The following is a 21,719-nucleotide window of genomic DNA, read 5'->3' as shown; positions in this document are numbered from 1 at the left end:
TTTTCTTTTATTCCTTGGACCGGGACGAGAACGGTTGGCTGGTCAAGCAGACCAACCAGCGAGAGACGGCGGGCTATCTTTTACCAGGGGACCCGCTTTCGGGACCCGGACCGGGGCCCGGGCCCGGGTCCGGGCCCGGGCCCGGAGTGGGTGCGGGACCGGTGGAACGCGGGGCCATGGACCTCGGGTGGTACGTCGAGCGGACGCGCAGCGGGCCGTGCTTCGTCTGCGCGTTCCTCGCGGGGGACCCGGAGTACGCGCACGAGACGGTGTTCGAGGACGAGCACCACGTGGCCTTCCTCGACCGGTGGCCCACGCTCCCGGGGAAGGTCCTGGTGGCGCCGAAGGCACACGTCGAGCATGCCGTCCGCGATCTGGACGCGGCGGCCTACACCCGGATCATGCTCATGGTGCGGGAGATCGCCCTCGCGGTCGAGGAGGCCTACGCCCCCGAGCGGACCTACCTGTACTCCTTGGGCAGCCAGCAGGGGAACACCCACCTCCACTGGCACATCGCGGCGCTGCCGCCCGGAGTGCCGTACGAGCGGCAGCAGTTCCACGCGCTGATGACCGAGAACGGTGTGCTGTCGCCGTCGCCGCGGGAGGCGGCGGCCGCGGCGGCGCGCCTGCGCGCGGTCATCGCCGAACGCGCCGTCCGCACACCGCCGCCGCGGTGAGGCCGCCGGGGCTCAGACCCCCGGAGCTCAGGCCCCCGGAGCTCAGGCCCCCGGGGCTCAGGCCTCCGCGGCGGCGTGGTGGTGGTCGAGCTCCCAGGCGTGGTGCTTGAACTCGTGGCGGAAGTCGGCGTGGTCCTCCCACTGGCGGGCGATGCCGCGCAGCACGTCCCAGTTGTGCTCGACCGACTGGTCGATGACGCGGCGCGTGGCCGGCTCGGCGGTCGCCCGCTGCTCGACGAGGCCCTTGATGGCGGACGCTTCCAGGACGGAGTTGCGCAGGGCGCGCAGCGCGCGGGAGGTGTCGTCCATGCCGAAGCCGTACTCGCTGCCCGTCTCGGCGTCGAACAGCGGGGTGAGCCGTGCCTCGATGAACGCGGTGATCCGCTCGAAGTGCTGCGCTTCCATCGGGGGCTCCCTCTCCTGCCGGACCACCACGTGTCCCCGGCGTCTCCGGTGCTTCTGCTGTTCGGGGCCATTATCCAGCAGCGGCGGCCGGCGTCGCCGCCCGCCCCGGCCGGTCCCCTGGGGGCGGTGCCGGGCCCCGGGCGCAACTCCCCCCTCACAGCGGCGATTTCCTCATGATCTATTTTGAGGATCCGCTGTGAGAGTGCTGAGGGCCGTGAGGAAGGAAGGTGACCCGTGGACGACCGTTCCGGCTTGACCGAGCAGTTCGAAGAGCACCGATCTCATCTGAGAGCGGTGTCCTACCGGATGCTCGGCTCGCTCGCGGAGGCCGAGGACGCCGTGCAGGAGGCATGGCTACGCCTCGACCGGTCCGACATGAGCGAGGTCGAGAACCTCGGCGGCTGGCTGACCACGGTCGTGTCGCGCGTGTGCCTGAACATGCTGCGCTCGCGCGAGACCCGGCGCGAGGATTCCATCGAGGCGTATCCCACCGACCCCGTCGTCAGCCGTGAGGACACGGTCGACCCCGAGCAGGAGGCCGTACTCGCCGACTCGGTCGGGCTGGCCCTGCTGGTGGTGCTCGACACCCTCGCGCCGGCCGAGCGGCTGGCGTTCGTGCTGCACGACCTGTTCGCCGTACCCTTCGACGAGATCGCCCCGCTGATCGAGAAGACCCCGGCCGCGACCCGCCAGCTCGCGAGCCGCGCCCGCCGCCGGGTCAAGGGGGTCCCGTTGGTGTCCGAGGCCGATCTCACCCGCCAGCGCCGGGTCGTGGACGCCTTCCTGGCCGCCACCCGCGGCGGCAGCTTCGACGCGCTCGTCTCGCTGCTCCACCCCGACGTGGTGCTCCGCGCCGACAAGGCCGTCGGCCCCACCCCCGCCCCCCTCTTCTTCACCGGTGCCGTCACCGTCGCCACCGGCGCGATGGCCGCCGTCCAGCGCGCGCAGTCCACGCAGCCCGCCCTGGTCAACGGTGTGGTCGGCCTGGCGATGGCCCCGCTGGGACGACTGTTCCTGGTGCTCCGCTTCACCGTCGAGGACGGCCTGATCACCGAGATCGACGTCGTCGCGGAGCCGGAGCGCCTCGACGAGCTGGAACTCGCCGTGCTCGACGTCTGACCCCGGTCCGGGCGGCGGGGCCGCGGTTGCGCCCCCGCCCCGCCCCCGGCGCCGGCCCGGAAGCGGCCGTAGCGATTCCGTGCCGCGGCGGCCCCTTCTGAGCCGCGGCACGGCGCTCCCATACTGGCGCCGTGACCGACTACGTCAAGCACCTGCCGACCGCCGCGATACCGGAGGGCGGGGTCGTGGCGTGGGGCGTGGACGACGCCCAGCGCTGGCTCCGCGCCCGCGTCCCGGCGGTGTTCGCTCCCGTCGCCGGAAGCCGGCTCCTCGGCAGCATGGTCGTCCTCTCGATCGTGCTGACGGCGCTCGGTGACGCGGAGCCCGCGCACGGAGAGGACTGGCGGGGCTACGCCATGGGCGTCCTGCTGATCGCCCTGCCGTTCTGGTTCCGCTCCTTACCCGTGGCCACCCTGGTGGCCTCACCCCTCATCGCGGTCGACGCCGCCCGCTCACTTCCCGCCGACGCGGCGGGCGCGATCGGCCACGGCCTGGCCCTCGCCGTCGCCGCGTGGGCGTTCACCGGGGCGACGGCCCGCCTCCACACCCGCCGGCGCCAGCGCCAACTCGCCCTCGCCGCAGCCGGACCCGCCCGTTTCCCGCTGCCGGACCCGCTGCCCGCCGCACAGCGGCGCCGCGGACTGACGGGGATCGCCATCGGCTCCGCGTGCTGCCTCGGGGCCGCCGCCGCCCTCGCCGCCGGCGCCCTCCTCGAAGTGCGGGCCTCGGGCAGCGCGCGCCCGTACGACCCGTGGGCCTTGCAGCTGCTCGCCCTGGTCCTCCTGCTCCCCGGTACGACCGTCCTCGGCCGCGGCCTGGCCCGCCGGCTGGCCGCGCGCCGCCTGAACGCCCGGCCACAGCCCGCGCTCCTGGTCGGCGTACGGGTCTCCCGTTCCGGACACCACTGGATCCACCCGGACGCCGACACCCCGGCCGGGCCGCCCCTGATCGCCCACCGGGCACGGGCCCGGGAGGTCCTCGCCGGACGGCGGACCCTCCTCTCCGGCTCCGAACGGACCCTGCGCACCGCCCATCACGACATCGACGCCCACGCCGAACCCTTCGAGGCGGTCCTGTACGGGGCCGTGCACGAGGGGGCCGAGGTCATCCTGGAGAGCGCCGTCCACGAGGGCGGCACCCGCCTCGTCTCGTACGTCACCGCTGCCTCGCTCCTCCCGCGGCGCCGGCACGGGCTGCGCGGCTGGAAGCCGGCCGGGCGCTCGTACCGCGAGGCCGTCCGGGAGTCGGCGCGCCAGGCCGAGGAGCGAAGGCGCGAACGGGAGCGGGCACGCGCGGAGTCGAAGAACTCGGACTCCACGACGGGTGGTTGCGGCGGAGGCTGTGGTGGAAGTTGTGGTGGATGCGGCGGATGCGGCTGCGGCTGACGCCGACCGCGGGCTCCGCCGACGATCCCGCTCCGGCAGAACGATCTCGCGGGCCCGCCGACGCTCAATGGAACGTTTCTGCTCCGGAGCCTCTCTAGCCTGGTGCGCACCGGTTGGCGGTGCTCTGGACCGGTGCGTCCGGATCGAGACGTCGTAGAGGGTTCCGCTGATCCATGGGTCTGACAAGTAGTGCACTTCTGCTGTGTGTCGTGCTCTGCACGGCCATGACGTTCGCGGCCACGGTGTGGCTCTGGCCCCGGCTGGCCCGCGGGAGCCGGCCACGGGTGGCGGGGCGCGCGGGACTGCTCGTCCTCGGGCAGGTGTTCCTGTTCGCGTCGGTCGCGCTCGCGGCCAACCGCAGCCTGCTCATCTACGGTTCCTGGGCGGACCTGGCCGGGCGGGCGCGCCAGGAGGCCGTGCGCCCGGGGGTGGCCGTGGAGGTGCTGGGGCGGCAGGCTCCGGGCGTGCCCGGTGGTGGGAATCCGCTGGTGAGCGGTGTGATCGAGAAGGTGAACCTGCACGGCGAGCGCTCCGGAAGGGCCGCCCAGGCCTATGTGTACCTGCCGCCCGAGTACTTCCAGAAGGGCAACGAGCAGCGGAAGTTCCCCGCCGCCGTGGTCCTGACGGGTTACCCGGGCACGGCGGAGAACCTGCTGAAGGGTCTGCGGTACCCGAAGACGGCCTGGACCCTCGCCAAGGAGAAGAAGGCCCAGCCGATGATCCTGGTGATGATGCGACCCACCGTCTCGGCCGAGAACACCCAGTGCGTCGACGTCCGCGGCGGCGGCCCGCAGAGCGAGACCTTCTTCGGTACGGACCTCCCCAAGGCCGTATCGAGCGCCTACCGTGTCGGCGGCTCGGCGCGGAACTGGGGCATCATCGGCGATTCCACCGGCGGCTACTGCGCCCTGAAGATGACGGTGCAGCACCCGGAGACCTACGCGGCCGGGGTGGGCCTCTCCGCGGACTACAAGCCGGAGATCGACCAGGACTCCGGCGATCTCTTCCACGGCGACAAGGACGAGGAGAAGCGATCCGACCTGCTGTGGCATCTCGCCAACCGGCCGCAGGGCGCGTCCTCGTTCCTCGTGACGACCTCACTGCAGGGCGAGGAGAACTACAAGCCGACCCAGCAGTTCATCAAGGCGGTCAGGGATCCGGCCCGCGTCTCGTCGATCACGCTCGACCGCGGAGGACACAGCTTCAACACCTGGAACCGCGAGATCCCGCCGGCCCTGGAATGGATCAGCGGGCGCCTCAACGCCGAGTGAGGGCAGGCAGGCAGACAGGCCAGGAGCCATCGGGCAGGGCCCAGGCTGCCCTAAGGGGCCAGTACGTCCAGTTCCTCCAGCGCGCCCACCGCGATCCGCCGGGTCAGCGCCTCGGCGCGGGCCGCGTCTGCCTCCCGTACCGCCTCGGCCACCTGGACGTGGAGGGTGACGGCCGCCGGGTCGGGGTCGTGGAACATCACCGCGTGTTCGGTGCGTCCGGTCAGGACCTCCGCGACCACGTCCCCGAGCCGGGCGAACATCTCGTTGCCGGAGGCGTTCAGCACGACGCGGTGGAACGCGATGTCGTGCTGCAGGTAGCCCTCGAGCTGGTGGCCGCGCGAGGTGCGGACCATCCCGAGGGCCGCCTCCGTCAGTTCGGCGCACTGCTCGGGGGTGGCCAGGGTCGCGGCGAGTCCGGCCGCGACCGGCTCGATCGCGGAGCGCAGCACCGTGAGGGACCGCAGCTGCCGGGGCCGGTCGGTGCCGGCCAGCCGCCAGCGGATCACGCGCGGGTCGTAGACGTTCCACTGGTCGGTGGGGCGGACCGTGACGCCGACCCGGCGGCGGGATTCGACCAGGTGCATGGACTCCAGGACGCGGACGACCTCCCGTACCACCGTGCGGGAGGCGTCGAAGCGTTCGGCGATCTCGTCCGTGCGCAGGACGCTGCCCGGCGGGATTTCCCCCGCCGTGATCGCGAGACCGAGGGTGTCCAGCACATGGGAGTGGAGCCCCTGCCCAGGACTGCCTTCGGTGGTCATGGCGTAAGCGTACGGTCACACCCTCATCGGCAAAAGATGCGATGTATGCCACTCGACTCTTGAATAAGTACTACTTAATGCGCTTCAGTGGTGCCGCACGAACCGATGTCGACGAGGACAGCGAGGTAGGCGTGAGCACCCAGCGCGTCATTGTGGTGATGGGCGTGGCCGGCACGGGCAAGACGACCGTGGGCCGGCTGCTCGCGACGGCGCTCGGCCTTCCGTACGCGGAGGGCGACGCGTTCCACCCGGCGGCCAACGTCGCCAAGATGTCGGCCGGCACTCCCCTGGACGACGCGGACCGGTGGCCGTGGCTCGACGCCATCGGCCAGTGGATCCGCGACAGCGCCGCGCTGCGCGGCGGTGTGGTCGCCGCTTCCTCCCTCAAGCGCGCCTACCGCGACCGGCTGCGTACCGCGGCCCCGGGAGCGGTCTTCGTCCACCTCACCGGGGAACGCCCGCTGATCGAGGAGCGGATGGCGGCCCGCAAGGGCCACTTCATGCCCACCACCCTGCTGGACTCGCAGTTCGCCGCCCTGGAGCCGCTCCAGGACGACGAAGTGGGCGTCGTCGTCGAGGTGTCCGGGTCTCCGGCAGAGATCACCGACCGTGCCCTGGCCGCCCTGCGCCGGCTCGGCCCGGCCGGACACCGCGCGGCCGGACACGGCACAGCCGCACACGCCACACCCGAGAACCACTCACCCCGGAACTAAGGAAGAAACGTCACCGTGACCAGTCTCAGCGTCGAGACACTGGCAGCGGCCGGCACCGGTCCGATCACCTCGGCCGGGAACACCCAGCTGGGGATCGCCGTCCTCGCGGGCATCGCCGTCATCGTCCTGCTCATCACCCGCCTCAAACTGCACGCCTTCCTCGCCCTGACGGTCGGCTCGCTGGCCCTCGGGGTCTTCGCGGGCGCGCCGTTGGCCAAGACCATCTCCAGTTTCACCGCCGGACTCGGCGCCACGGTCGCGGGTGTCGGCGTACTGATCGCCCTCGGCGCGATCCTCGGCAGGCTGCTCGCGGACTCGGGCGGCGCGGACGAGATCGTGGACACCATCCTCGCCCGCGCCAAGGGCCGGGCCATGCCCTGGGCGATGGTGCTGATCGCCTCGGTGATCGGGCTGCCGCTCTTCTTCGAGGTCGGCATCGTGCTGCTGATCCCTGTGGTGCTGCTGGTGGCCAAGCGGGGGAACTACTCGCTGATGCGGATCGGCATCCCGGCGCTGGCCGGCCTGTCCGTGATGCACGGTCTGATACCCCCGCACCCCGGACCCCTCGTCGCCATCGACGCGTTGCACGCGAACCTGGGGGTCACGCTCGCGCTCGGTGTGGTCGTCGCGATCCCGACCGTGATCATCGCCGGGCCGCTCTTCTCGCGGTACGCGGCGCGCTGGGTGGACGTACCTGCGCCGGAGCGCCTGATCACGGAGCGCCCCCCGGCCGACCTGGAGCACCGCCCGCGGTTCGGGGCGACGGTCTTCACCGTGCTGCTGCCGGTGGCCCTGATGCTGGTCAAGGCCCTGGTCGACATCGTGGTCAACGACCCCGCCAACCCGGTGCAGCGCGTGACCGACGTCGCGGGCTCCCCGCTGATCGCCCTCCTCACCGCCGTGCTCGTGGGCATGTTCACCCTCGGCCGGGCGGCCGGCTTCACCAAGGGTCAGCTGTCCGCCACGGTGGAGAAGTCCCTGGGCCCGATCGCGGGCATCCTGCTGATCGTCGGCGCCGGCGGCGGCTTCAAGCAGACCCTGATCGACGTGGGCGTGGGCCAGATGATCCTGGACCTGTCGAAGGGCTGGGCCATACCGTCCCTGCTCCTGGCCTGGCTCATCGCCGTGGCCATCCGCCTGGCGACCGGTTCGGCGACGGTGGCCACCATCTCGGCGGCCGGCCTCGTGGCCCCGCTCGCGGCCGGCATGTCCACCACGGAGACCGCCCTGCTGGTCCTCGCCATCGGATCGGGCTCGCTGTTCTTCAGCCACGTCAACGACGCCGGCTTCTGGATGGTCAAGGAGTACTTCGGGATGACCGTCGGGCAGACCGTCAAGACCTGGTCGGTGATGGAGACGATCATCTCGGTGGTCGGCCTGGGCTTCGTCCTGCTGCTGTCACTGATCCTCTAGCACGGGGTACCGGCCCTGCAGTTGGGCGGTGGCGAGGGCGAGGCCGTCCGCCGCCCTCTCGCAGCGGGCCGCGAGGTTCGCGACCTCGGCGCGCAGGGCCTCGGTCTGCGGACCGTGCCAGTCCGGCGCGGCGGCGGCCGCGCTCAGCCGGGCCGCGTGCGTACGCAGCGCGGCGGCGTGGCCGCGCAGGTCGTCGGCCGGCGGTCGCGGCGCCGGCCGCGGCGGCCGGCCCGTGACCCGGCGCCGGGCCGGACCGCGGGCGGGCGGGCGCCCGGCCGGGGGCCGTTCGGGCAGGCCCTGGCCGCGGTCGCAGAACGCCCAGAAGGCGGCGCCGAGTCCCAGCAGCGGTTCGGCGGTCTCGGCCCGGCCGGTGGCGACCTGCCAGCCGGCGTGGTCGTTGAAGGGGTTGGCGTCGGTCAGCGCCTTCCAGGCGAGGATGTCGGCGAAGGACGGGGCCAGCAGGGCGAAGGCGTGCTCGGCGCCCTGGTCGCGCATGATCGTCCGGAACAGGCGGACGGCCTCGGCCTGCCGGCCCGCCCCGACGGCCCGCAGGACCGCCGCCGCGCCCGGATCGTCCAGGAGTTCGGGTCGGTCCGCGCTCGCGGCCCGGATCCGGGCCTTGAGTCCGCAGACGGCGATGCTGATGGCGAGGCTCTCCCGGCTCACCAGGATGCCGGCGAGCCGCCCGGCCCGGGCGACGCCACGGCCGCGCGGGGCCCAGCCGAGGCCCGCCGGGTCGGTCAGCGTACGGAGCAGGGTGCGCCAGCCTCGCCGGGCGCTGCCGCCGCGGGCGAGGGCGGTGGCGGGCAGGCGGGCGCCGAGGGCCAGGCCGGAGGCGTGGCGGGCGGCTTCGCCGACCGCGTCGGCGGCCTCGGCAAGGGCGCGGCACGGGGCGTCGAGCAGGTCGACGTCCGGGTCGGTGGACGCGGAGGTCGCGGCGTCGGGCATGGGATCCTCGTGGGGTTCGGCAGGCTTCGGCACGTGCGGCGGGTTCGGTGAGCGGGCGGCAGGTTCGGTGAGCGGGCGACGGGTTCGGTGAGCGGGCGACGGGCGGGGCGCGCGGCGAGCGGTTCGGACAGCGGCAACAGCGGCGGCAGCAGTAGCAGCGGCACCAGCGGCAACGGGTGCGCCGTCAGCGGCGGGTGAGGGTGAGCCGGATGCCGTGCGGGTCGAGCGTCGCGGGCAGCGGTCCCACCGGGTCCAGGACCGGCCGGGTGGACCGGATCCGATGGCCCCGCAGCACCTCGGCGCAGAGCGCGGCCGTGATCATCAGGCCGAGCTGGTCGCCCGGGCACCGGCCGCCGCCATGGCTGAAGGGCGCCATCCGGATGTCCTGGTCCGCGCGCGGGTTCTTCCACCGGCCCGGCACGAACACGTGCGCCGCCGGTACCCGTTCGGGGTCGCGCTGGTGGAACGCGGCCGGCAGCAGCACCGAGGTGCCGGCCGGGTAGCGCACGCCCCGCCATTCGGTCTCGGCCCGGGTGACGCGGACCAGGTCGGGCACCACCGGGTACAGCCGCAGGGACTCCCGTACGCAGGCCCGCAGCCGGGGCAGTTCGCCCCGGCCCGGGCCGGCGGCGGTCTCGGCGGCCGCCTCCGCCGCGGCCGCGTCCTGCTCCGCGGGGTGCGCGCCGAGCAGCAGCAGGGTGCGCAGCAGCGTGCCGGGGACGGCGCCCAGGGCCAGGAGCCACTGCTCGGCCTCACCCACGGTGTCCAGGGTGGCGGTGACCTCGGCGTCGGCGTGGCGGGCGGCCCGCCCGACGAGGGTGCCGGCGTCGGCGTGGCGTGCGTACTCCTGGATGCGGGCGTGGGCCTTCTCCCGCACCGAGCGGGTGGTGCGGGCGGTGCGCACCCGGCCGACGCGCAGGCCCTTGCCCTCGGCGCGCAGTTGGGCGAGCCAGCCGGCGAGTTCCTCGTCCGCGGCCGCCGCGTCGCCGAGCACGATCCGCCGGGCGGCCCGGTTCACGGCGTGCCGGGCGCGGGCGAGGTCGAGGGTGCCGGTGGCGGTCAGGTGCCGGGCCTCTTCGGCGACGGCCGCCAGGAAGGACCCGCAGGAGGGGTGCACGGCCAGGCCCGCGGCCAGTACCTCGGCACTGACCTGCCGTCGTTCCGTGCGCGGTTCGGCGCGGGAGCAGCCGGTGCCGGCCGGCTCCGCCAGGTCCAGGCCCCGGCACTTCTCTGGCGGGTCGGCCGCGAGGACGCTGACGGGTTCCTCGTAGAACCGGCGCAGGTCCTGCGGGTCGAGGAGGACGAGGACCGTCCGGCCGGAGCGGGTGCGTACGAGGGCGGGGGCGTCGCCGTGCCGGGCGCGCAGGGCGCGCAGCGCTGCGGCGGAGGCGCGCACCGCACCCGGGCGACTGCGCGGGCCCGCGGGGGCGAGGCCGTGCAGGAGGGAGCGGAGGACACCGAGGGTGACGTCGGCGGCGGCCGGATGCCGAAAGGCTTCTTTTACGGATGTCCGCCGGTCGGCGGTTTCCGCGCCCAGCCCCTTCCCGGCCGGCCCCCGGTCCGCGAGCGGGGTCCCGCCCCGGGGTGACCGACCGGCGCGCCCGGTGCGGCGGCGGGCGGGCGCCGCGGTCACCCGGACGGCGCCCGGAACGGAGCGGACCGGCAGCCCGGTCCGCTCGGCGAGAGCCCGGACCCGGGCCCTGAGCCCGTCCAGGGCGACCCCTTGGACCGTACGCATCCGTGTACCTCCGCAGCCGGACCGACAACGGTCGGTGACATCGGCATCACCGTACGTCCCGACTGCGCACTCCGCGTCCCGACTACGCCAGGGGGTCGAGCCCGACGAGCAGCGCCGCGGTGTCGAGTCCGGCGGTGAGGTAGGAAGTGAAGGTCTCGTTGTGCAGGGCCCACGGGGAGCGGCGGCGGCGCACGAGCGCGATGGCCTCGGCGGGCGCCAGGCCCCGGTCGACGAGGCACTGGGCGACGACGAGGCCGGACCGGTTGTAACCCGAGTGGCAGCGGACCAGTGTGGTGAGGCCGCTGTCGAGGGCGAGTCCCGCGGTGCGCGCGAGGCGCTGGACGGTGCGGAGCTGGGCCGCGGTGAGTTCGGCGTCGGGCATCTGCTCCACGACGTGCTCGGCGCGCGGGCCGGGGCCGTGCCCGGTGCGGGTGAAGAGGCTGATGACGAGGTCGAACTCGTCGGCCACGACGGCGGGCCGCAGCTTCCCCGCCGGGTGGGTCCAGTAGTGCCCGCCCATCCACAGGCCGGGCGCGATCTCGTCCCACGGGCGGGGCGGCGGCCCGGGCACGTCGCGGTCGCGCTGGGGGGTCTTCTTCATGTGGCCGGGACCTCCTGGTGGGGCGGCACCCAGCATCGCATACAACGGTACTTCACCTGGGCGGAGTTGGGGCGAAGACGGCCTCGCGGAAGGCGGTGCGCAGCGGGCTGTGGCCCCCGGTCGGGACGAGGACCGCCCAGCGGCCGTGGCGCGGGGAGACCCACAGCGCGGGGCCGCCGTCCTGCGGGGCGTGGTGGGCCCAGACGCCGTGCGGGGCGGGGTGCCAGAGGAGGCCGCGGGCGGGGGTGAGTTCGCCGGTGCGGATGCGGAGGGACTCGCTGGTCCAGGCGCGGGTGATGCCGCGGGCGGTGTCCGGGGAGCCGCCGGTGTCCGCCGGGGCGAGGAGGCGGCGCAGGAATCGGACGAGGTCGGCGAGGGGCGCGCGGAGGGTGCCGTCGGTGAACCGGGTCCCGGCCATGTCGAGGGGGCGCCAGACCCGGGTGGCCGCGAGGTCGGCCAGGGGGCTGCCGCAGACGTGTTCGGCGAGGCGGGTGAGGAGGGCGGTCCCCCCGGGGCGGGTGAGCAGGTGGTGGGCGGTGGTCCCGGCGGGGGCGCCGGCGGCGGCCGCGTCCCCGTAGGCGGTGAGCGGGGTGTGCAGGTGGATCGCGCCCTCGTCGACGAGGGTCCCCACGACCGGCCAGAGGGCGAGGACGGCGGTGAGACCGCCGACGTCGAAGCCCGCGCCGCCCGTGTTCGGATCCCCGGCGCTCGGATCCCCGGCGCTCGTGGCCCAGGCGCTCGTGCGCGCGTGGTCCGAGCCCGCGGGGTCCGAGCCCGCGGGGTCCGAGCCCGCGGGGTCCGAGCCCGCGTGGACGCCGTCGGCGCCGCCGACGGCCCAGACGGCCCCGGGGTCGGCGGACTCGACGAGAGCCCGGATGTCGTCGGCCTGGTCGCTCAGGAGCGTCATGGTGCCCCAGGTTAACGAGCCCCGCCCGGGCCTCCCGGCGCGTCGTGGCGCATTCGCGTCCCCCGCCACCCGAATGGGGCGGGGACCCGGCCCGCGGGTGAGGGGGGCGAAGAGGAAGGGGCGGGCGCCCGTGAGCGTCCCGCCCCCTCACACATCGGCTAGCTCTTGTCGGGTCGGTCGGTCACGCGCAGGCTGTTCAGCAGGGGCTTGCCGAATCCGTTGTGCGTGACGAAGCGGATGTTGAGGACGCCGTCCGTGACGGTGACCGTGTACTGACGGGTCAGGGCCTTGTACGTGCCCGCCTCCAGGGAGATGTCCAGGGAGGGCAGAACCTGGGTGCCCTCGGCCAGGACGTCGAAGACGCGCTTGTTCGGCTTGGTGGACGAGAGCTCCGCGAAGCCCAGCTCCACCGTGTAGGTGCCGTTCGGCACGTTGTCGAAGCGGTACTCGTACATGCCCTCACGGGCGTTGCGGAAGAGCCGCTGGTCCTCCGTGCCCGCGATCGTGCGGCTCGTGGACTCGACCGAGCCGTTGCCCTGGTAGCCGTACGAGCCGGCCGTGTACTTGCGGTCCGGGGACCAGGCGTCACCCAGGCCGTCCGTGCTCGCGCCGGTGGAGCCCGCGTCCAGGGAGACCTGGTAGCGCGGGACGACGGCCTTGACGGGGACGGTGAGGACAGGGGTCCGGCCGCTCGCCGAGGTGATCTTCAGGTCCGCGGTGAGGACCGTCCCGGGGGTGAGCCCGGTCGTGTCCACCGACAGGGCGAGCGGGATCCTGCCGCCCGTCGGGAGGTCACCGCCGGCCGGCGTGGCCGTCAGCCAGGCCGCGTCCTCGGAGACCGTGAACGCGGTGCCGAGGCCCGGGTTGGTCAGGTCCAGGGTCCGGGTCCGCTTCTGGTTCGCCGGGAGCACGATCTCCACGGACGGCTTGGACGCGGTCACCTTGCCGGTGCGCAGGGACTGGGTCACCGCCGTGACGTCGGCGGCCTTGACGTTCACCGTCGCCGTGGCGGACTCGTACTGGGGCGCCGCCAGCGAGACGGGGAGCGAGCCCGACGGGCTCTGGACGACGTATCCGCCGTCCGCCGCGGTGGTCGCCGACACCGCCGTGTCGCCGGTGCCGACGGTGACCGTGGCGCCCGCGACGCCGTTGCCGTCGTTGGCGTCGAGCACCCGGCCCGCCACCACACCGCTCTTGGTGGTCCGGAAGGCGATGGACAGGCCGTCCGTGATGACCGCGGTGTTGAAGGAGTACTTGAAGGCGTCGGTGCCGGTCGCGTTCTCGACGCCGACCGTGGCCGTGGAGCCGCCCTTGATGCCGGTGCCGCCGGTCCCCTTGTAGGTGTACGAGACGGTGCCGTCCTCGCCGATCGCCGCCGAGAAGGAGAACTTGTCGGCCTGCGCGGACCAGTGGGACACCTGGCGCCACTCGATCACGTAACTGCGGTGCGGGGCGGTGCCGGTGACGGCGGTGAAGACGCCCGAGCCGCTGCCCGCGGCGCCGACGACCAGGTCGTCCCAGAACGGGTACAGGGCCGCGTTGGGCGTGGCCGCGCTCGGGATGTCCCCGTTGATGTCACCGGTGTTGTTGCCGCCGAAGCTGACCGTGCCGTTCGTGCCGATCCAGGCCTGGCCGTACGTCTTGCCGTACAGCGGCAGCGGGAACGGCAGGTCGACGCGCTCGGTGGTGTTGTCGCCGGTCAGCGCGAGCTGCCGGCTCCCCGCGGCGTAGGGGCGGTCGCCGGCGGTGGCGCAGGCGTAGCCGTACCCGTCGGTGCGCTCGGGGAGGTTCACCGCGACGGTGGCGTCGCCGGCGACGGTGACCTTCGTGGTGCCGCCGGTGAGACACCGGGAGGCGTGGCTGGCGCTCACGTCGTACGTCCCGTGCGGCAGGGTGACCTCGAAGCGGCCCTGCGCGTCGGCGGTCGCGGTCACCGGGGTGTCGGCGATGGCGACGGAGGCGCCGGCGGCGGGTCCTGCGGCCGAGGAGACGGTGCCGGTGAGCTTGCCGGAGGGTGCCTGGGTGAGGGTGAAGTCGCCGGTGGCGGTGGCGTTCTCGGTCACCGTGGCCGTCGCGGTCTGCTGCCCGTAGCCGAATTTGGCGGCGGTCAGCGTGTAGTCGCCCACCGAGAGGGACGGGAAGGCGTAGCTGCCGTCGGCGGCCGTCGTCGCGGTGCGGTCGATCGGGCCGTCGGCCGTGATCTTCACGCCCGCGAGCGGCTGGCCAGCGGAGCGGGCGATGCCGCCGAGGGCGCCGATCGCCCCGCGCGGGGCGGCGTTCACGGCGGCGAGGACGTCGAGCTTGCCCTCGCCGAAGACGTTGTTGTCGGCGGGCGTGCCGCCGCACTGGCTGCTGTCGGTGTCCTGGGCGGTGCCGTCCAGGAGCGATTCGGTCTGCGCGACGTCGCCTTCGAGGGTGGGCGCGGCGGACCAGAGCAGGGCCACGGCGGCCGCGGTGTGCGGGGAGGCCATGGAGGTGCCTGAGAAGGCCTCGTACGCACCGCCGGGTACGGAGGAGCGGACGTTCACGCCCGGGGCGGCGATGTTCGGCTTGATGATGCCGCCGGGGCCCGCGCCGCGCGAGGAGAAGGACGCGATCGCGTTGTTGATGTCGAAGGCGCCGGAGCTGTAGGAGCTCGCGTAGTCACCCGGGGAGCCGCTGGTGGAGCAGCCCGGGCCGGCGTTGCCGTTGGAGAAGGCCGGGAAGATGCCGGCGGCCCGCCAGGTGTTGACGATCTCCTGGTACCAGGTGTCGCCGCCGGTGCCGCCCCAGGAGTTGTTGACGATGTGCGGGGCGAGGTCGGGCCGGGGGTTCTGACCGCTCGGATCGGTCGGAGCCACGATCCACTGGCCGGAGGCGAGCAGGGAGGCCTCGGAGCAGGAGTTGGACTCGCAGCCCTTGGCCGCGATCCACTTGGCGCCGGGGGCCACGCCGATCTTGTTGGCGCCGCCGTCGTCGCCGACCATGGTGCCCATCGTGTGGGTGCCGTGGTCGTTGTTGTCGCAGGGGGCCGCGGTGGAGCAGACGCCGGCCGGGTCGAACCAGTTGTAGGCGTGGTCGTACGAACCGTCCGCCTTCTTGCCGCGGTACTGGTTGTTCACGGCCGGGTGCGTGTGGTCCACGCCGCTGTCGATGTTGGCGACGACGATGCCCTCGCCGCGGACCCCGAGCTGGTCCCAGACCTGCGGGGCCTTGATCCGGTCGATGTTCCATTCGACGGCGTCGGCGGCGGCCTGCTCGCGCTTGCCCTCGGCGGGCTTGGGGAGCTCGACCTTGTCGTCGGCGTCGATCCGGGCGACCTCGGGACGCTGCGCCAGGGCCCCGGCGAGCTTCTCGCTGCCGACGACGCGGACGGCGTTCACGATCCAGTACGAGGTGTACTCGGCCTGGGCGCCTTCCAGGGCCTTGACGATCCCGGCCTGGCTGCGCGCGGCGTGGTCCCTCTTGGTCCGCAGAACCGTTTCAGCTTTGGCGGCGCGGGTCTGCTGTTTCCCCGCGGCGGTCAGGTCGGCGGCACTGTCGAGGTACACCCAGAAAACGGCCTTGGCCGAGCCGTCGAGCTGGGCGCGGAGCTTGGGTTCGATCTTGCGCTCGGCCGCGCTCGGCGCGCCGGGACCGGGGTCCTGCGCCGCCGCGGCGACGCCGGCGCCGAGCGGGAGGAGCAGGACCGAGGTGAGGGCGGCGAGCGCCGCCCGTAAGGACCGTGCGGGCCTTGTCGACCTTGTGGGCCTTAAGGCTCGTGAGGACCGGTTGTCGCGTTGGGCCACGTGTTGTCTCCTCGTACGCCGTGTGCGGGTTGTGCGGGAAGGGTGCGCGTGACGTGCGCGGGTCATGGTGAAGGAGAGGTCATGTCCATTACAAGAGGGCCTATTGAGCCGGATCGAGCCATCCCCGGCCTCCGACAACGCCCTCCCGGTGGCCCTTCCCGGCCGCGCGGGCCAGCCTGAAGACATGACTGCGCCCGCCGAGCCGTCCGGAGCCGGTGTCCCGATCGCGTCCGCGCGTGGCCGGTGGATCCTGCTGACCACGGTGCTCGGGTCGACCATGGCCATGCTGGACGGGACCGTGGTGAACGTGGCCCTGCCGCGCATCGGGGAGGACCTCGACGCCGATCTGGCGGTGCTCCAGTGGACGGTGAACGCCTATCTGCTGACCCTGGCCGGGCTGATCCTGGTCGGCGGGTCGCTGAGCGACCGCTTCGGGCGGCGCCGGATCTTCGTCCTGGGCGTGGTGTGGTTCGCGGTGGGCTCGCTGCTGTGCGGGATCGCGCCGAACGCCGGGGTGCTGATCGCCGCCCGGGCCTTGCAGGGCATCGGCGGGGCGCTGCTGGCGCCCGGCTCCCTGGCCCTGATCCAGGCGTCGATCCGTGCCGAGGACCGGGGACGGGCGATCGGCCTGTGGTCGGGGTTCGGCGGGGTGGGCGCGGCCGTGGGGCCGTTCCTCGGCGGCTGGCTGGTGGACGGGCCGGGCTGGCGGTGGGTGTTCCTGCTGAACGTGCCGCTGGCGGCGGTGTGCGTGCCGGTCGCGCTGCGGCACGTACCGGAATCGCGGGACCCGCAGGCGCACGGGCGCTTCGACGTGGCCGGGGCGGTACTCGGTGCGACAGCCCTGGGGCTGGTCACGTACGCGCTGATCGAGGCCCGGTCGGGCACGGTGGCGGTGACCATCGCGGCGGTGCTCGGGGTCCTGCTGGCCGTCGCATTCGTCTACGTGGAGCGGCGGCGGCCCGACCCGATGGTGCCGCCGGACATCTTCGCGTCCCGGCAGTTCACCGCGGTCAACCTCGTCACCCTGTGCGTGTACGGGGCCATCGGCGGGTTCTTCTTCCTCGCGGTGCTCCAGCTCCAGGTGGTGTCCGGCTACTCGGCGCTGGCCGCCGGGGCCGCGATGCTGCCGACGACCCTCCTGATGCTCCTCCTGTCGGCCCGCTCGGGTGAGCTCGGGGAGCGGATCGGGCCGCGCATCCCGCTCACGGTGGGGCCGCTGCTGTGCGCGGCCGGGACGCTGCTGATGCTGCGGGTGGGGCCCTCGGCCTCGTACGCAGGGGACGTGCTGCCCGCGATGGTCGTGATGGGCATGGGCCTGGTGGCCCTGGTGGCCCCGCTGACGTCGACCGTGCTGGCCTCGGTGGATCCCGGCCGGGCGGGCCTGGCCAGCGGCATCAACAACGCGGCGGCGCGCGTCGCCGGGCTGCTCGCGGTGGCGGCGCTGCCGCTGCTGTCCGGAATGGGACCGGAGTCGTACCGCTCGGCGGCCCAGTTCGACGCCGCTTTCGGGCGGGCCATGCTCTGGTGCACCGGGGCGTTCGTGGCCGGCGCCGTCGTGTCCTGGGCGACCGTACGCTCCCCCGCGCGCCCCGAGGCGTGCCACCCGCAATGCCACACGTACTGCGCGGTGACGGCCCCGCCGCTCGAACAGCCGCGGGAGGAGAAGCGGGGACTTGGCTGAGTTCCGGGCCGGGTCCGGCTGATCCCTGTGTGCTGGAGCGCGACGGCCGATCTGGTGGCGGGCACGGTCATCGCCGCCGTCGGCGTGGTGTGCGTGGCACGCGTGCGGCGGGCCCGCGATCTGCCGATCGCCGCGCTGCCGCTGCTGCTGGGCGCGCACCAGCTGGTGGAGGCCGCCGTCTGGAGCTCCGGCGGCGGCTGCTCCGCGGCGACCACGGCCTGGGCCGCGATCGCCCTGCCGCTGTTGCCTCTCTGGGTGCCGGTGGGGGTGCTGCTGGCGGCCGCGCCCGGGACGCGGCGCCGCCTGTGGGGCCGGTGGCCGTGGGCCTCGCCACCGCCGCGGTGCTCGCGTACTGCCTCGCGATCCGGCCGGTGACCTCCGAGATACGGGGCCGCACCATCGGCTACGGCGTGAATGTTCCGTGGATGCCGCTCGTCCTGACGGGCTACCTGTTCGCCACCCTCGGCGCCCTGCTGCTCGCCGGGGACCGGCGGCTGCGGACCCTCGGTGTGGTGTTGGCCGCCGCGGCGCCGGCCTGCTCAGCGCTGTGGCGGCTGGAATTCGCCTCCACCTGGTGCGCCTTCGCCGCGGTCGCGTCCGCGCTCGTCCTGGGCTGGGTACGGCGCCGGGATCCTCTCCCCTCCGCCACACGCTGACCGAAAGTTACCTAGACGTATGTAGTGACTTCACATGCACGCGGCAGTAGAACTCGTTCCCATTCCACCGAGAGTGAGGAACGTCACATGGGTGACAAAACCCTGGCCGGAAACGGCTCTAAGGGAATTTCCCGTCGTGGATTCATCGGTAGAACGAGTTGCATTCTGGGAGCCGCGGCCCTGGCGGGCCACATCACCCCCGCCCAGGCCGCCGCTCCCGCGGCCGCCCCGATGGCCGACGGCGCCCGCGTACCGGCCCTGGTCATCGGCACCGGTTACGGCGGCTCCGTCGCGGCCCTGCGCCTCGCGCAGGCCGGCGTGGACGTGCAGATGATCGAGATGGGCATGTCCTGGGACACCCCCGGCTCGGACGGGAAGGTCTTCCCGAAGGTGACCACTCCGGACTACCGGTCCTTCTGGCTCCGCACCCGGACCAAGGCGCCGCTCAGCAACTTCCTCGGCTTCCCGATCGACAAGGACGTCCCCAAGTACACCGGAATCCTCGACGCCGAGGACTTCGCCGGCATCACGGTCTACCAGGGCCGCGGCGTCGGCGGCGGTTCGCTGGTCAACGGCGGCATGGCGGTCACGCCCAAGCGCGCCAACTTCGCCGCCGTCCTCCCCTCGGTGGACGCCGACGAGATGTACGCGACCTACTACCCCCGGGCCAACGCCGGTCTCGGGGTGGGCATGATCGACCCGGCGTGGTTCGACACCGCGGACTGTTACCAGTTCTCCCGTGTCGGCCGCAAGCACGCCCAACGCTCCGGATTCGCCTGGACCTTCGTACCCGACGTGTACGACTGGGACTACATGAAGCAGGAGGCCGCCGGCACCGCCACCAAGTCCGCCCTGGCCGGCGAGATCCTCTACGGCAACAACCACGGCAAGAAGTCGCTGGTCCAGACGTACCTCGCCCAGGCCAAGGCGACCGGCAAGGTCACCATCTCGGCGCTGCACAAGGTCACTTCGGTCTCCCCCGCCGCGGGCGGCGGCTACACGGTCGCCATCGACCAGATCAACACCACCGGCGACACCGTGGCCACCAAGACGGTGACCGCGGACCGGGTGTTCTTCGCGGCCGGCAGCGTCGGCACCAGCAAGCTCCTCGTCAAGCTGAAAGCCACCGGGGCGCTGCCGAACCTCAACAACGAGGTCGGCAAGGGCTGGGGCGAGAACGGCAACGTCATGTGCGGCCGCGCCAACCATCTGTGGGACCCGACCGGCAAGCTCCAGTCGACCATCCCCTGCTCCGGCATCGACAACTGGGACGCGGGCGGCGCCTTCGCCGAGGTCGCGCCGCTGCCCACCGGGATCGAGACCTACGCCTCCTTCTACCTGTCGATCACGAAGAACCCGAACCGCGCCGAGTTCACCTGGAACGCCGCGACGGGCAAGGCCGACCTGAGCTGGCAGACCGCCTGGAAGCAGCCCTCCATCACCATGGCCAAGACGATCTTCGACAAGATCAACTCGAAGGAGGGGACGATCTACCGGACCGACCTGTTCGGCGGCAACAAGATCTGGAACGACACCCTCACCTATCACCCGCTCGGTGGCGCCGTCCTGGACAAGGCCACCGACAACTACGGGCGCCTGCACGGCTACACCGGCCTGTACGTGATCGACGGAGCGCTGATCCCCGGAAACGCCAGCGTCAACCCGTTCGTCACCATCACGGCACTCGCCGAGCGCAACATAGAGAAGATCATCGCAACCGACCTCCGGTAGGGCCGCGTCCTCCCCCCCAGCGGCCGGGGCCGTTCGGATTCACCGAACGGCCCCTTGTCATTCCTCGTTCCGCGCCGCTCCGAGGCGCTCCGAACGGCCCCGAGCGGCCCCGAGCGGCTCCGCTCAGTGGCCGGGCAGTACGCACACGCTGTCGAGGCCGAGCACGTGGTTGAGCCGGCCGAAGGCCAGCCAGGACCCGATGCTCATCGTCAGCTCCACGATCTCCAGCTGGCTGTAGTGCGCGGTCATCCGGTCCCAGAACTCGTCGTCGAGGCCGTGGTGGTCCAGGGTGTACCGCTCGGCGTACTCCGCCGCCAGCCGGGTGCGCTCGTCGAAGCGGTCGGTGGTGCGCCAGTCGGTGACGGCCTCGGAGAACTCCTCCTCGACCTTCTCCCCGTCCCGCTCGGTGCGCCAGTCGAGGCAGAAGACGCACCCGTTGATCTGCGCGACGCGCAGCCGGGCCGCCTCGAACTCGCGCAGGCCCAGGGTGGTGTGGGCGTACACCGAGAGGGAGAAGTTCGCGGCGGCCATGCCGATGCCGGGGACCATGTCGCCCCAGACGTACTCGATCGGGTGCTGGCCTTCGGGGATGTCGATCCTCATGACTTTTTCCTTCCGAGTCTGCCGGTGGCGGGGCGCAGCGGGATGTCGAGGGCGTCGTAGAGCCCGGGCTCCGCCTCGGTGAGCCAGTCGATGGCGCCGACGAGTCGGCCGACGGCGGTGGCGTTGCCGCCGGCCGAGCGGTTCTCGCCCTCGTCGGTGGCCTCGATGGTGACCTCGATGCGCGGCCGGCCCTCGATGACGACCCGGTGGGCGCCGTCGCCGCCGTCGGGGGGCGTGGGCCAGTCCGGTGCGCAGGAGGCGTGGATGCGGGTGACGTGTTCGATGACGATGCGGGGCTCGCCCTCGACGATGCCCTGCACCTCGAAGCGGATCGCACCCTGGGTGCCGGCCTCGAAGTCGCCCATGGTCCGGGTGGTCACGGTGGTGTCGAGGGCGCGGCGCTCCGACGTCTCGCGGATCTCGTCGAGTTCGGCGCCGAGGGCCCGGGCCATCATCCGTATCTGCCCGCCCCACACCATCGTCGGGATCGAGGGCATGAGCATCATCGGCTCGTAGTCCATCGGGTGGCCCATGCCCACGAGGTGGCGGACGGAGTCCGGCTGGTCGTAGGTGGAGTAGTCGAAGATCTCCTGGCAGCGGATGACGTCGATGGTGGTGCCGAGTCCGCTGAGCAGGAGCGGCAGCACGTCGTTGCCCCAGCCGGGGTCGACTCCGGAGGCGAAGAGCGAGCCGCCGCCCTCCGCGATGGCGGCGAGCACCGGATCGCGGAACTCCGGTGGGGCGCTGCGGTGGTCGTAGAGCGGATAGAGGGCGGGGCTGACGACGACGGCGCCGGACCGGATGGCCCGGGTGATGTCGGCGAGGGCCTCGTCGGGCCGGACGTCACCGGACGCGGCGTACACCACGGCCCGGGGGCGGGCGGCGAGGACGGCCTCGATGTCGTCGGTGGCCTCGACGCCCAGCAGGTGATCCAGGCCGCCGAGTTCGCCCGCGTCGCGGCCGGTCTTGGCTGGATCGTGGACGATGACGGCGGAGAGTTTCAGCGCGGGATGGGCCTCGACGGCGCGGATGGCCAGACGGCCGACGTTGCCGGTACCCCAGACAACCGTGGAAATCATGCGCGGAGGGTAGCCACAGGACCTGCAACTTCCTAGAGTCTCGCGGCGTCGTCTCGCCGCTCTCCACCGCTGCCCGCGCTCGCTCGCCCCGGCGCGCTACTGGTTCTGGGCTCCCAGGACGAAGAGGAGGTAGACGAAGAAGGCGAAGAGGTGGCCGACGAACAAGTAGGCGATCAGCCGGATCACCAGACCGCGCGGGAACTTGGCCTCGATGCGCGCCCGTACGGTGACGGGGTTGGTGACGGGGTTCTCTCCTCGGGACAT

20 protein-coding genes are annotated in these 21,719 nt (G+C 72.9%); 10 read left to right on the top strand and 10 right to left on the bottom strand.

From position 1 onward, the window contains the following. Positions 1-176 precede the first annotated feature (176 nt). On the top strand, positions 177-677 hold the full coding sequence (locus tag ACZ4VT_RS32545) for an HIT family protein (protein WP_467955011.1): 501 nt from the start codon (positions 177-179) through the stop codon (positions 675-677). 57 nt (positions 678-734) lie between these two features. Here the strand turns inward: ACZ4VT_RS32545 and ACZ4VT_RS32540 are convergent, their stop codons facing one another. After that, positions 735-1,082, bottom strand: coding sequence for a hypothetical protein (locus ACZ4VT_RS32540; RefSeq protein ID WP_467955010.1), 348 nt, complete (start codon positions 1,080-1,082; stop codon positions 735-737). A 234-nt stretch (positions 1,083-1,316) separates the two neighbouring features. Here ACZ4VT_RS32540 and ACZ4VT_RS32535 point away from each other — a divergent pair, with 234 nt between their 5' ends. From ACZ4VT_RS32535 to ACZ4VT_RS32525, 3 genes are all read left to right on the top strand, one after another. Then, positions 1,317-2,201 carry a sigma-70 family RNA polymerase sigma factor gene (locus tag ACZ4VT_RS32535; protein WP_467955009.1) on the top strand — a complete coding sequence of 295 codons (885 nt, stop codon included), beginning with the start codon at positions 1,317-1,319 and terminating at the stop codon, positions 2,199-2,201. Between the two features lie 131 nt (positions 2,202-2,332). Further along, positions 2,333-3,586: a hypothetical protein gene (locus ACZ4VT_RS32530; RefSeq protein ID WP_467955008.1), complete on the top strand. Its 1,254-nt coding sequence runs from the start codon at positions 2,333-2,335 to the stop codon at positions 3,584-3,586. A gap of 173 nt (positions 3,587-3,759) precedes the next feature. Continuing rightward, complete coding sequence (locus ACZ4VT_RS32525; RefSeq protein WP_467955007.1) at positions 3,760-4,857, top strand: alpha/beta hydrolase; 1,098 nt, start codon at positions 3,760-3,762, stop codon at positions 4,855-4,857. Positions 4,858-4,907: 50 nt separating this feature from the next. Here ACZ4VT_RS32525 and ACZ4VT_RS32520 read toward each other — a convergent pair whose 3' ends face one another. Then, complete coding sequence (locus ACZ4VT_RS32520) at positions 4,908-5,618, bottom strand: FadR/GntR family transcriptional regulator (RefSeq protein WP_467955006.1); 711 nt, start codon at positions 5,616-5,618, stop codon at positions 4,908-4,910. Positions 5,619-5,749: 131 nt separating this feature from the next. On the opposite strand from ACZ4VT_RS32520, the gene ACZ4VT_RS32515 reads away from it, so the two are divergent. Together ACZ4VT_RS32515 and ACZ4VT_RS32510 are read left to right on the top strand one after the other, a co-directional pair. Further along, the gene (locus tag ACZ4VT_RS32515) at positions 5,750-6,331 is read left to right on the top strand and encodes a gluconokinase (protein ID WP_467955005.1); all 582 of its coding nucleotides are present in this window, start codon (positions 5,750-5,752) and stop codon (positions 6,329-6,331) included. 15 nt (positions 6,332-6,346) lie between these two features. Next, the gene (locus ACZ4VT_RS32510) at positions 6,347-7,744 is read left to right on the top strand and encodes a GntT/GntP/DsdX family permease (RefSeq protein WP_467955004.1); all 1,398 of its coding nucleotides are present in this window, start codon (positions 6,347-6,349) and stop codon (positions 7,742-7,744) included. On the opposite strand, the gene ACZ4VT_RS32505 is transcribed toward ACZ4VT_RS32510, so the two are convergent. The 5 genes from ACZ4VT_RS32505 to ACZ4VT_RS32485 all read right to left on the bottom strand — a co-directional run bounded on the left by ACZ4VT_RS32505 (position 7,730) and on the right by ACZ4VT_RS32485 (position 15,705). Further along, on the bottom strand, positions 7,730-8,692 hold the full coding sequence (locus ACZ4VT_RS32505; protein ID WP_467955003.1) for a hypothetical protein: 963 nt from the start codon (positions 8,690-8,692) through the stop codon (positions 7,730-7,732). The genes ACZ4VT_RS32510 and ACZ4VT_RS32505 overlap by 15 nt on opposite strands. Before the next feature lie 184 nt (positions 8,693-8,876). Next, positions 8,877-10,430, bottom strand: coding sequence for a cytochrome P450 (locus ACZ4VT_RS32500; RefSeq protein ID WP_467955002.1), 1,554 nt, complete (start codon positions 10,428-10,430; stop codon positions 8,877-8,879). A gap of 82 nt (positions 10,431-10,512) precedes the next feature. Next, positions 10,513-11,031 (bottom strand): protein-tyrosine phosphatase family protein, encoded by a 519-nt coding sequence (locus ACZ4VT_RS32495; protein WP_467955001.1) that lies wholly within the window; start codon positions 11,029-11,031, stop codon positions 10,513-10,515. A 52-nt stretch (positions 11,032-11,083) separates the two neighbouring features. After that, positions 11,084-11,938 (bottom strand): serine hydrolase domain-containing protein, encoded by an 855-nt coding sequence (locus ACZ4VT_RS32490; protein WP_467955000.1) that lies wholly within the window; start codon positions 11,936-11,938, stop codon positions 11,084-11,086. 158 nt (positions 11,939-12,096) lie between these two features. Beyond that, positions 12,097-15,705, bottom strand: coding sequence for a S8 family serine peptidase (locus tag ACZ4VT_RS32485; protein WP_467954999.1), 3,609 nt, complete (start codon positions 15,703-15,705; stop codon positions 12,097-12,099). Positions 15,706-15,889: 184 nt separating this feature from the next. Between ACZ4VT_RS32485 and ACZ4VT_RS32480 the strand changes: the two genes are divergently transcribed. The 4 genes from ACZ4VT_RS32480 (at position 15,890) to ACZ4VT_RS32465 (ending at position 19,773) form a co-directional block, all read left to right on the top strand. Continuing rightward, the gene (locus ACZ4VT_RS32480; RefSeq protein WP_467954998.1) at positions 15,890-17,386 is read left to right on the top strand and encodes an MFS transporter; all 1,497 of its coding nucleotides are present in this window, start codon (positions 15,890-15,892) and stop codon (positions 17,384-17,386) included. Positions 17,387-17,440: 54 nt separating this feature from the next. After that, positions 17,441-17,761, top strand: coding sequence for a DUF6629 family protein (locus ACZ4VT_RS32475; protein ID WP_467954997.1), 321 nt, complete (start codon positions 17,441-17,443; stop codon positions 17,759-17,761). Beyond that, entirely contained in the window at positions 17,758-18,042 is a 285-nt protein-coding gene (locus ACZ4VT_RS32470; RefSeq protein WP_467954996.1) for a DUF6629 family protein, read from the top strand. Before ACZ4VT_RS32475 ends, ACZ4VT_RS32470 begins: the two co-directional genes overlap by 4 nt. An 87-nt stretch (positions 18,043-18,129) precedes the next feature. After that, entirely contained in the window at positions 18,130-19,773 is a 1,644-nt protein-coding gene (locus tag ACZ4VT_RS32465) for a GMC oxidoreductase (protein WP_467954995.1), read from the top strand. A 123-nt stretch (positions 19,774-19,896) separates the two neighbouring features. Here the strand turns inward: ACZ4VT_RS32465 and ACZ4VT_RS32460 are convergent, their stop codons facing one another. The 3 genes from ACZ4VT_RS32460 to ACZ4VT_RS32450 all read right to left on the bottom strand — a co-directional run bounded on the left by ACZ4VT_RS32460 (position 19,897) and on the right by ACZ4VT_RS32450 (position 21,719). Next, positions 19,897-20,376: a carboxymuconolactone decarboxylase family protein gene (locus ACZ4VT_RS32460; RefSeq protein WP_362809297.1), complete on the bottom strand. Its 480-nt coding sequence runs from the start codon at positions 20,374-20,376 to the stop codon at positions 19,897-19,899. Beyond that, complete coding sequence (locus tag ACZ4VT_RS32455; protein WP_467954994.1) at positions 20,373-21,455, bottom strand: NAD(P)H-dependent amine dehydrogenase family protein; 1,083 nt, start codon at positions 21,453-21,455, stop codon at positions 20,373-20,375. Before ACZ4VT_RS32455 ends, ACZ4VT_RS32460 begins: the two co-directional genes overlap by 4 nt. Positions 21,456-21,551: 96 nt before the next feature. Then, the gene (locus ACZ4VT_RS32450) at positions 21,552-21,719 is read right to left on the bottom strand and encodes a DUF6126 family protein (RefSeq protein WP_362809303.1); all 168 of its coding nucleotides are present in this window, start codon (positions 21,717-21,719) and stop codon (positions 21,552-21,554) included.

It is taken from the genome of Streptomyces sp. NPDC029164 (assembly GCF_055563995.1).
This window is presented reverse-complemented; position numbering and strand designations above follow the sequence as displayed.

Bases quoted from the DNA above. Each gene is read 5' to 3' on its own strand.
- ACZ4VT_RS32545 (WP_467955011.1), top strand. From the start codon at position 177: ATGGACCTCGGGTGGTACGTCGAGCGGACGCGCAGCGGGCCGTGCTTC.
- ACZ4VT_RS32540 (WP_467955010.1), bottom strand. From the start codon at position 1,082: ATGGAAGCGCAGCACTTCGAGCGGATCACCGCGTTCATCGAGGCACGG.
- ACZ4VT_RS32525 (WP_467955007.1), top strand. From the start codon at position 3,760: ATGGGTCTGACAAGTAGTGCACTTCTGCTGTGTGTCGTGCTCTGCACG.
- ACZ4VT_RS32520 (WP_467955006.1), bottom strand. From the start codon at position 5,618: ATGACCACCGAAGGCAGTCCTGGGCAGGGGCTCCACTCCCATGTGCTG.
- ACZ4VT_RS32505 (WP_467955003.1), bottom strand. From the start codon at position 8,692: ATGCCCGACGCCGCGACCTCCGCGTCCACCGACCCGGACGTCGACCTG.
- ACZ4VT_RS32500 (WP_467955002.1), bottom strand. From the start codon at position 10,430: ATGCGTACGGTCCAAGGGGTCGCCCTGGACGGGCTCAGGGCCCGGGTC.
- ACZ4VT_RS32495 (WP_467955001.1), bottom strand. From the start codon at position 11,031: ATGAAGAAGACCCCCCAGCGCGACCGCGACGTGCCCGGGCCGCCGCCC.
- ACZ4VT_RS32490 (WP_467955000.1), bottom strand. From the start codon at position 11,938: ATGACGCTCCTGAGCGACCAGGCCGACGACATCCGGGCTCTCGTCGAG.
- ACZ4VT_RS32480 (WP_467954998.1), top strand. From the start codon at position 15,890: ATGACTGCGCCCGCCGAGCCGTCCGGAGCCGGTGTCCCGATCGCGTCC.
- ACZ4VT_RS32465 (WP_467954995.1), top strand. From the start codon at position 18,130: ATGGGTGACAAAACCCTGGCCGGAAACGGCTCTAAGGGAATTTCCCGT.
- ACZ4VT_RS32460 (WP_362809297.1), bottom strand. From the start codon at position 20,376: ATGAGGATCGACATCCCCGAAGGCCAGCACCCGATCGAGTACGTCTGG.
- ACZ4VT_RS32455 (WP_467954994.1), bottom strand. From the start codon at position 21,455: ATGATTTCCACGGTTGTCTGGGGTACCGGCAACGTCGGCCGTCTGGCC.
- ACZ4VT_RS32450 (WP_362809303.1), bottom strand. From the start codon at position 21,719: ATGTCCCGAGGAGAGAACCCCGTCACCAACCCCGTCACCGTACGGGCG.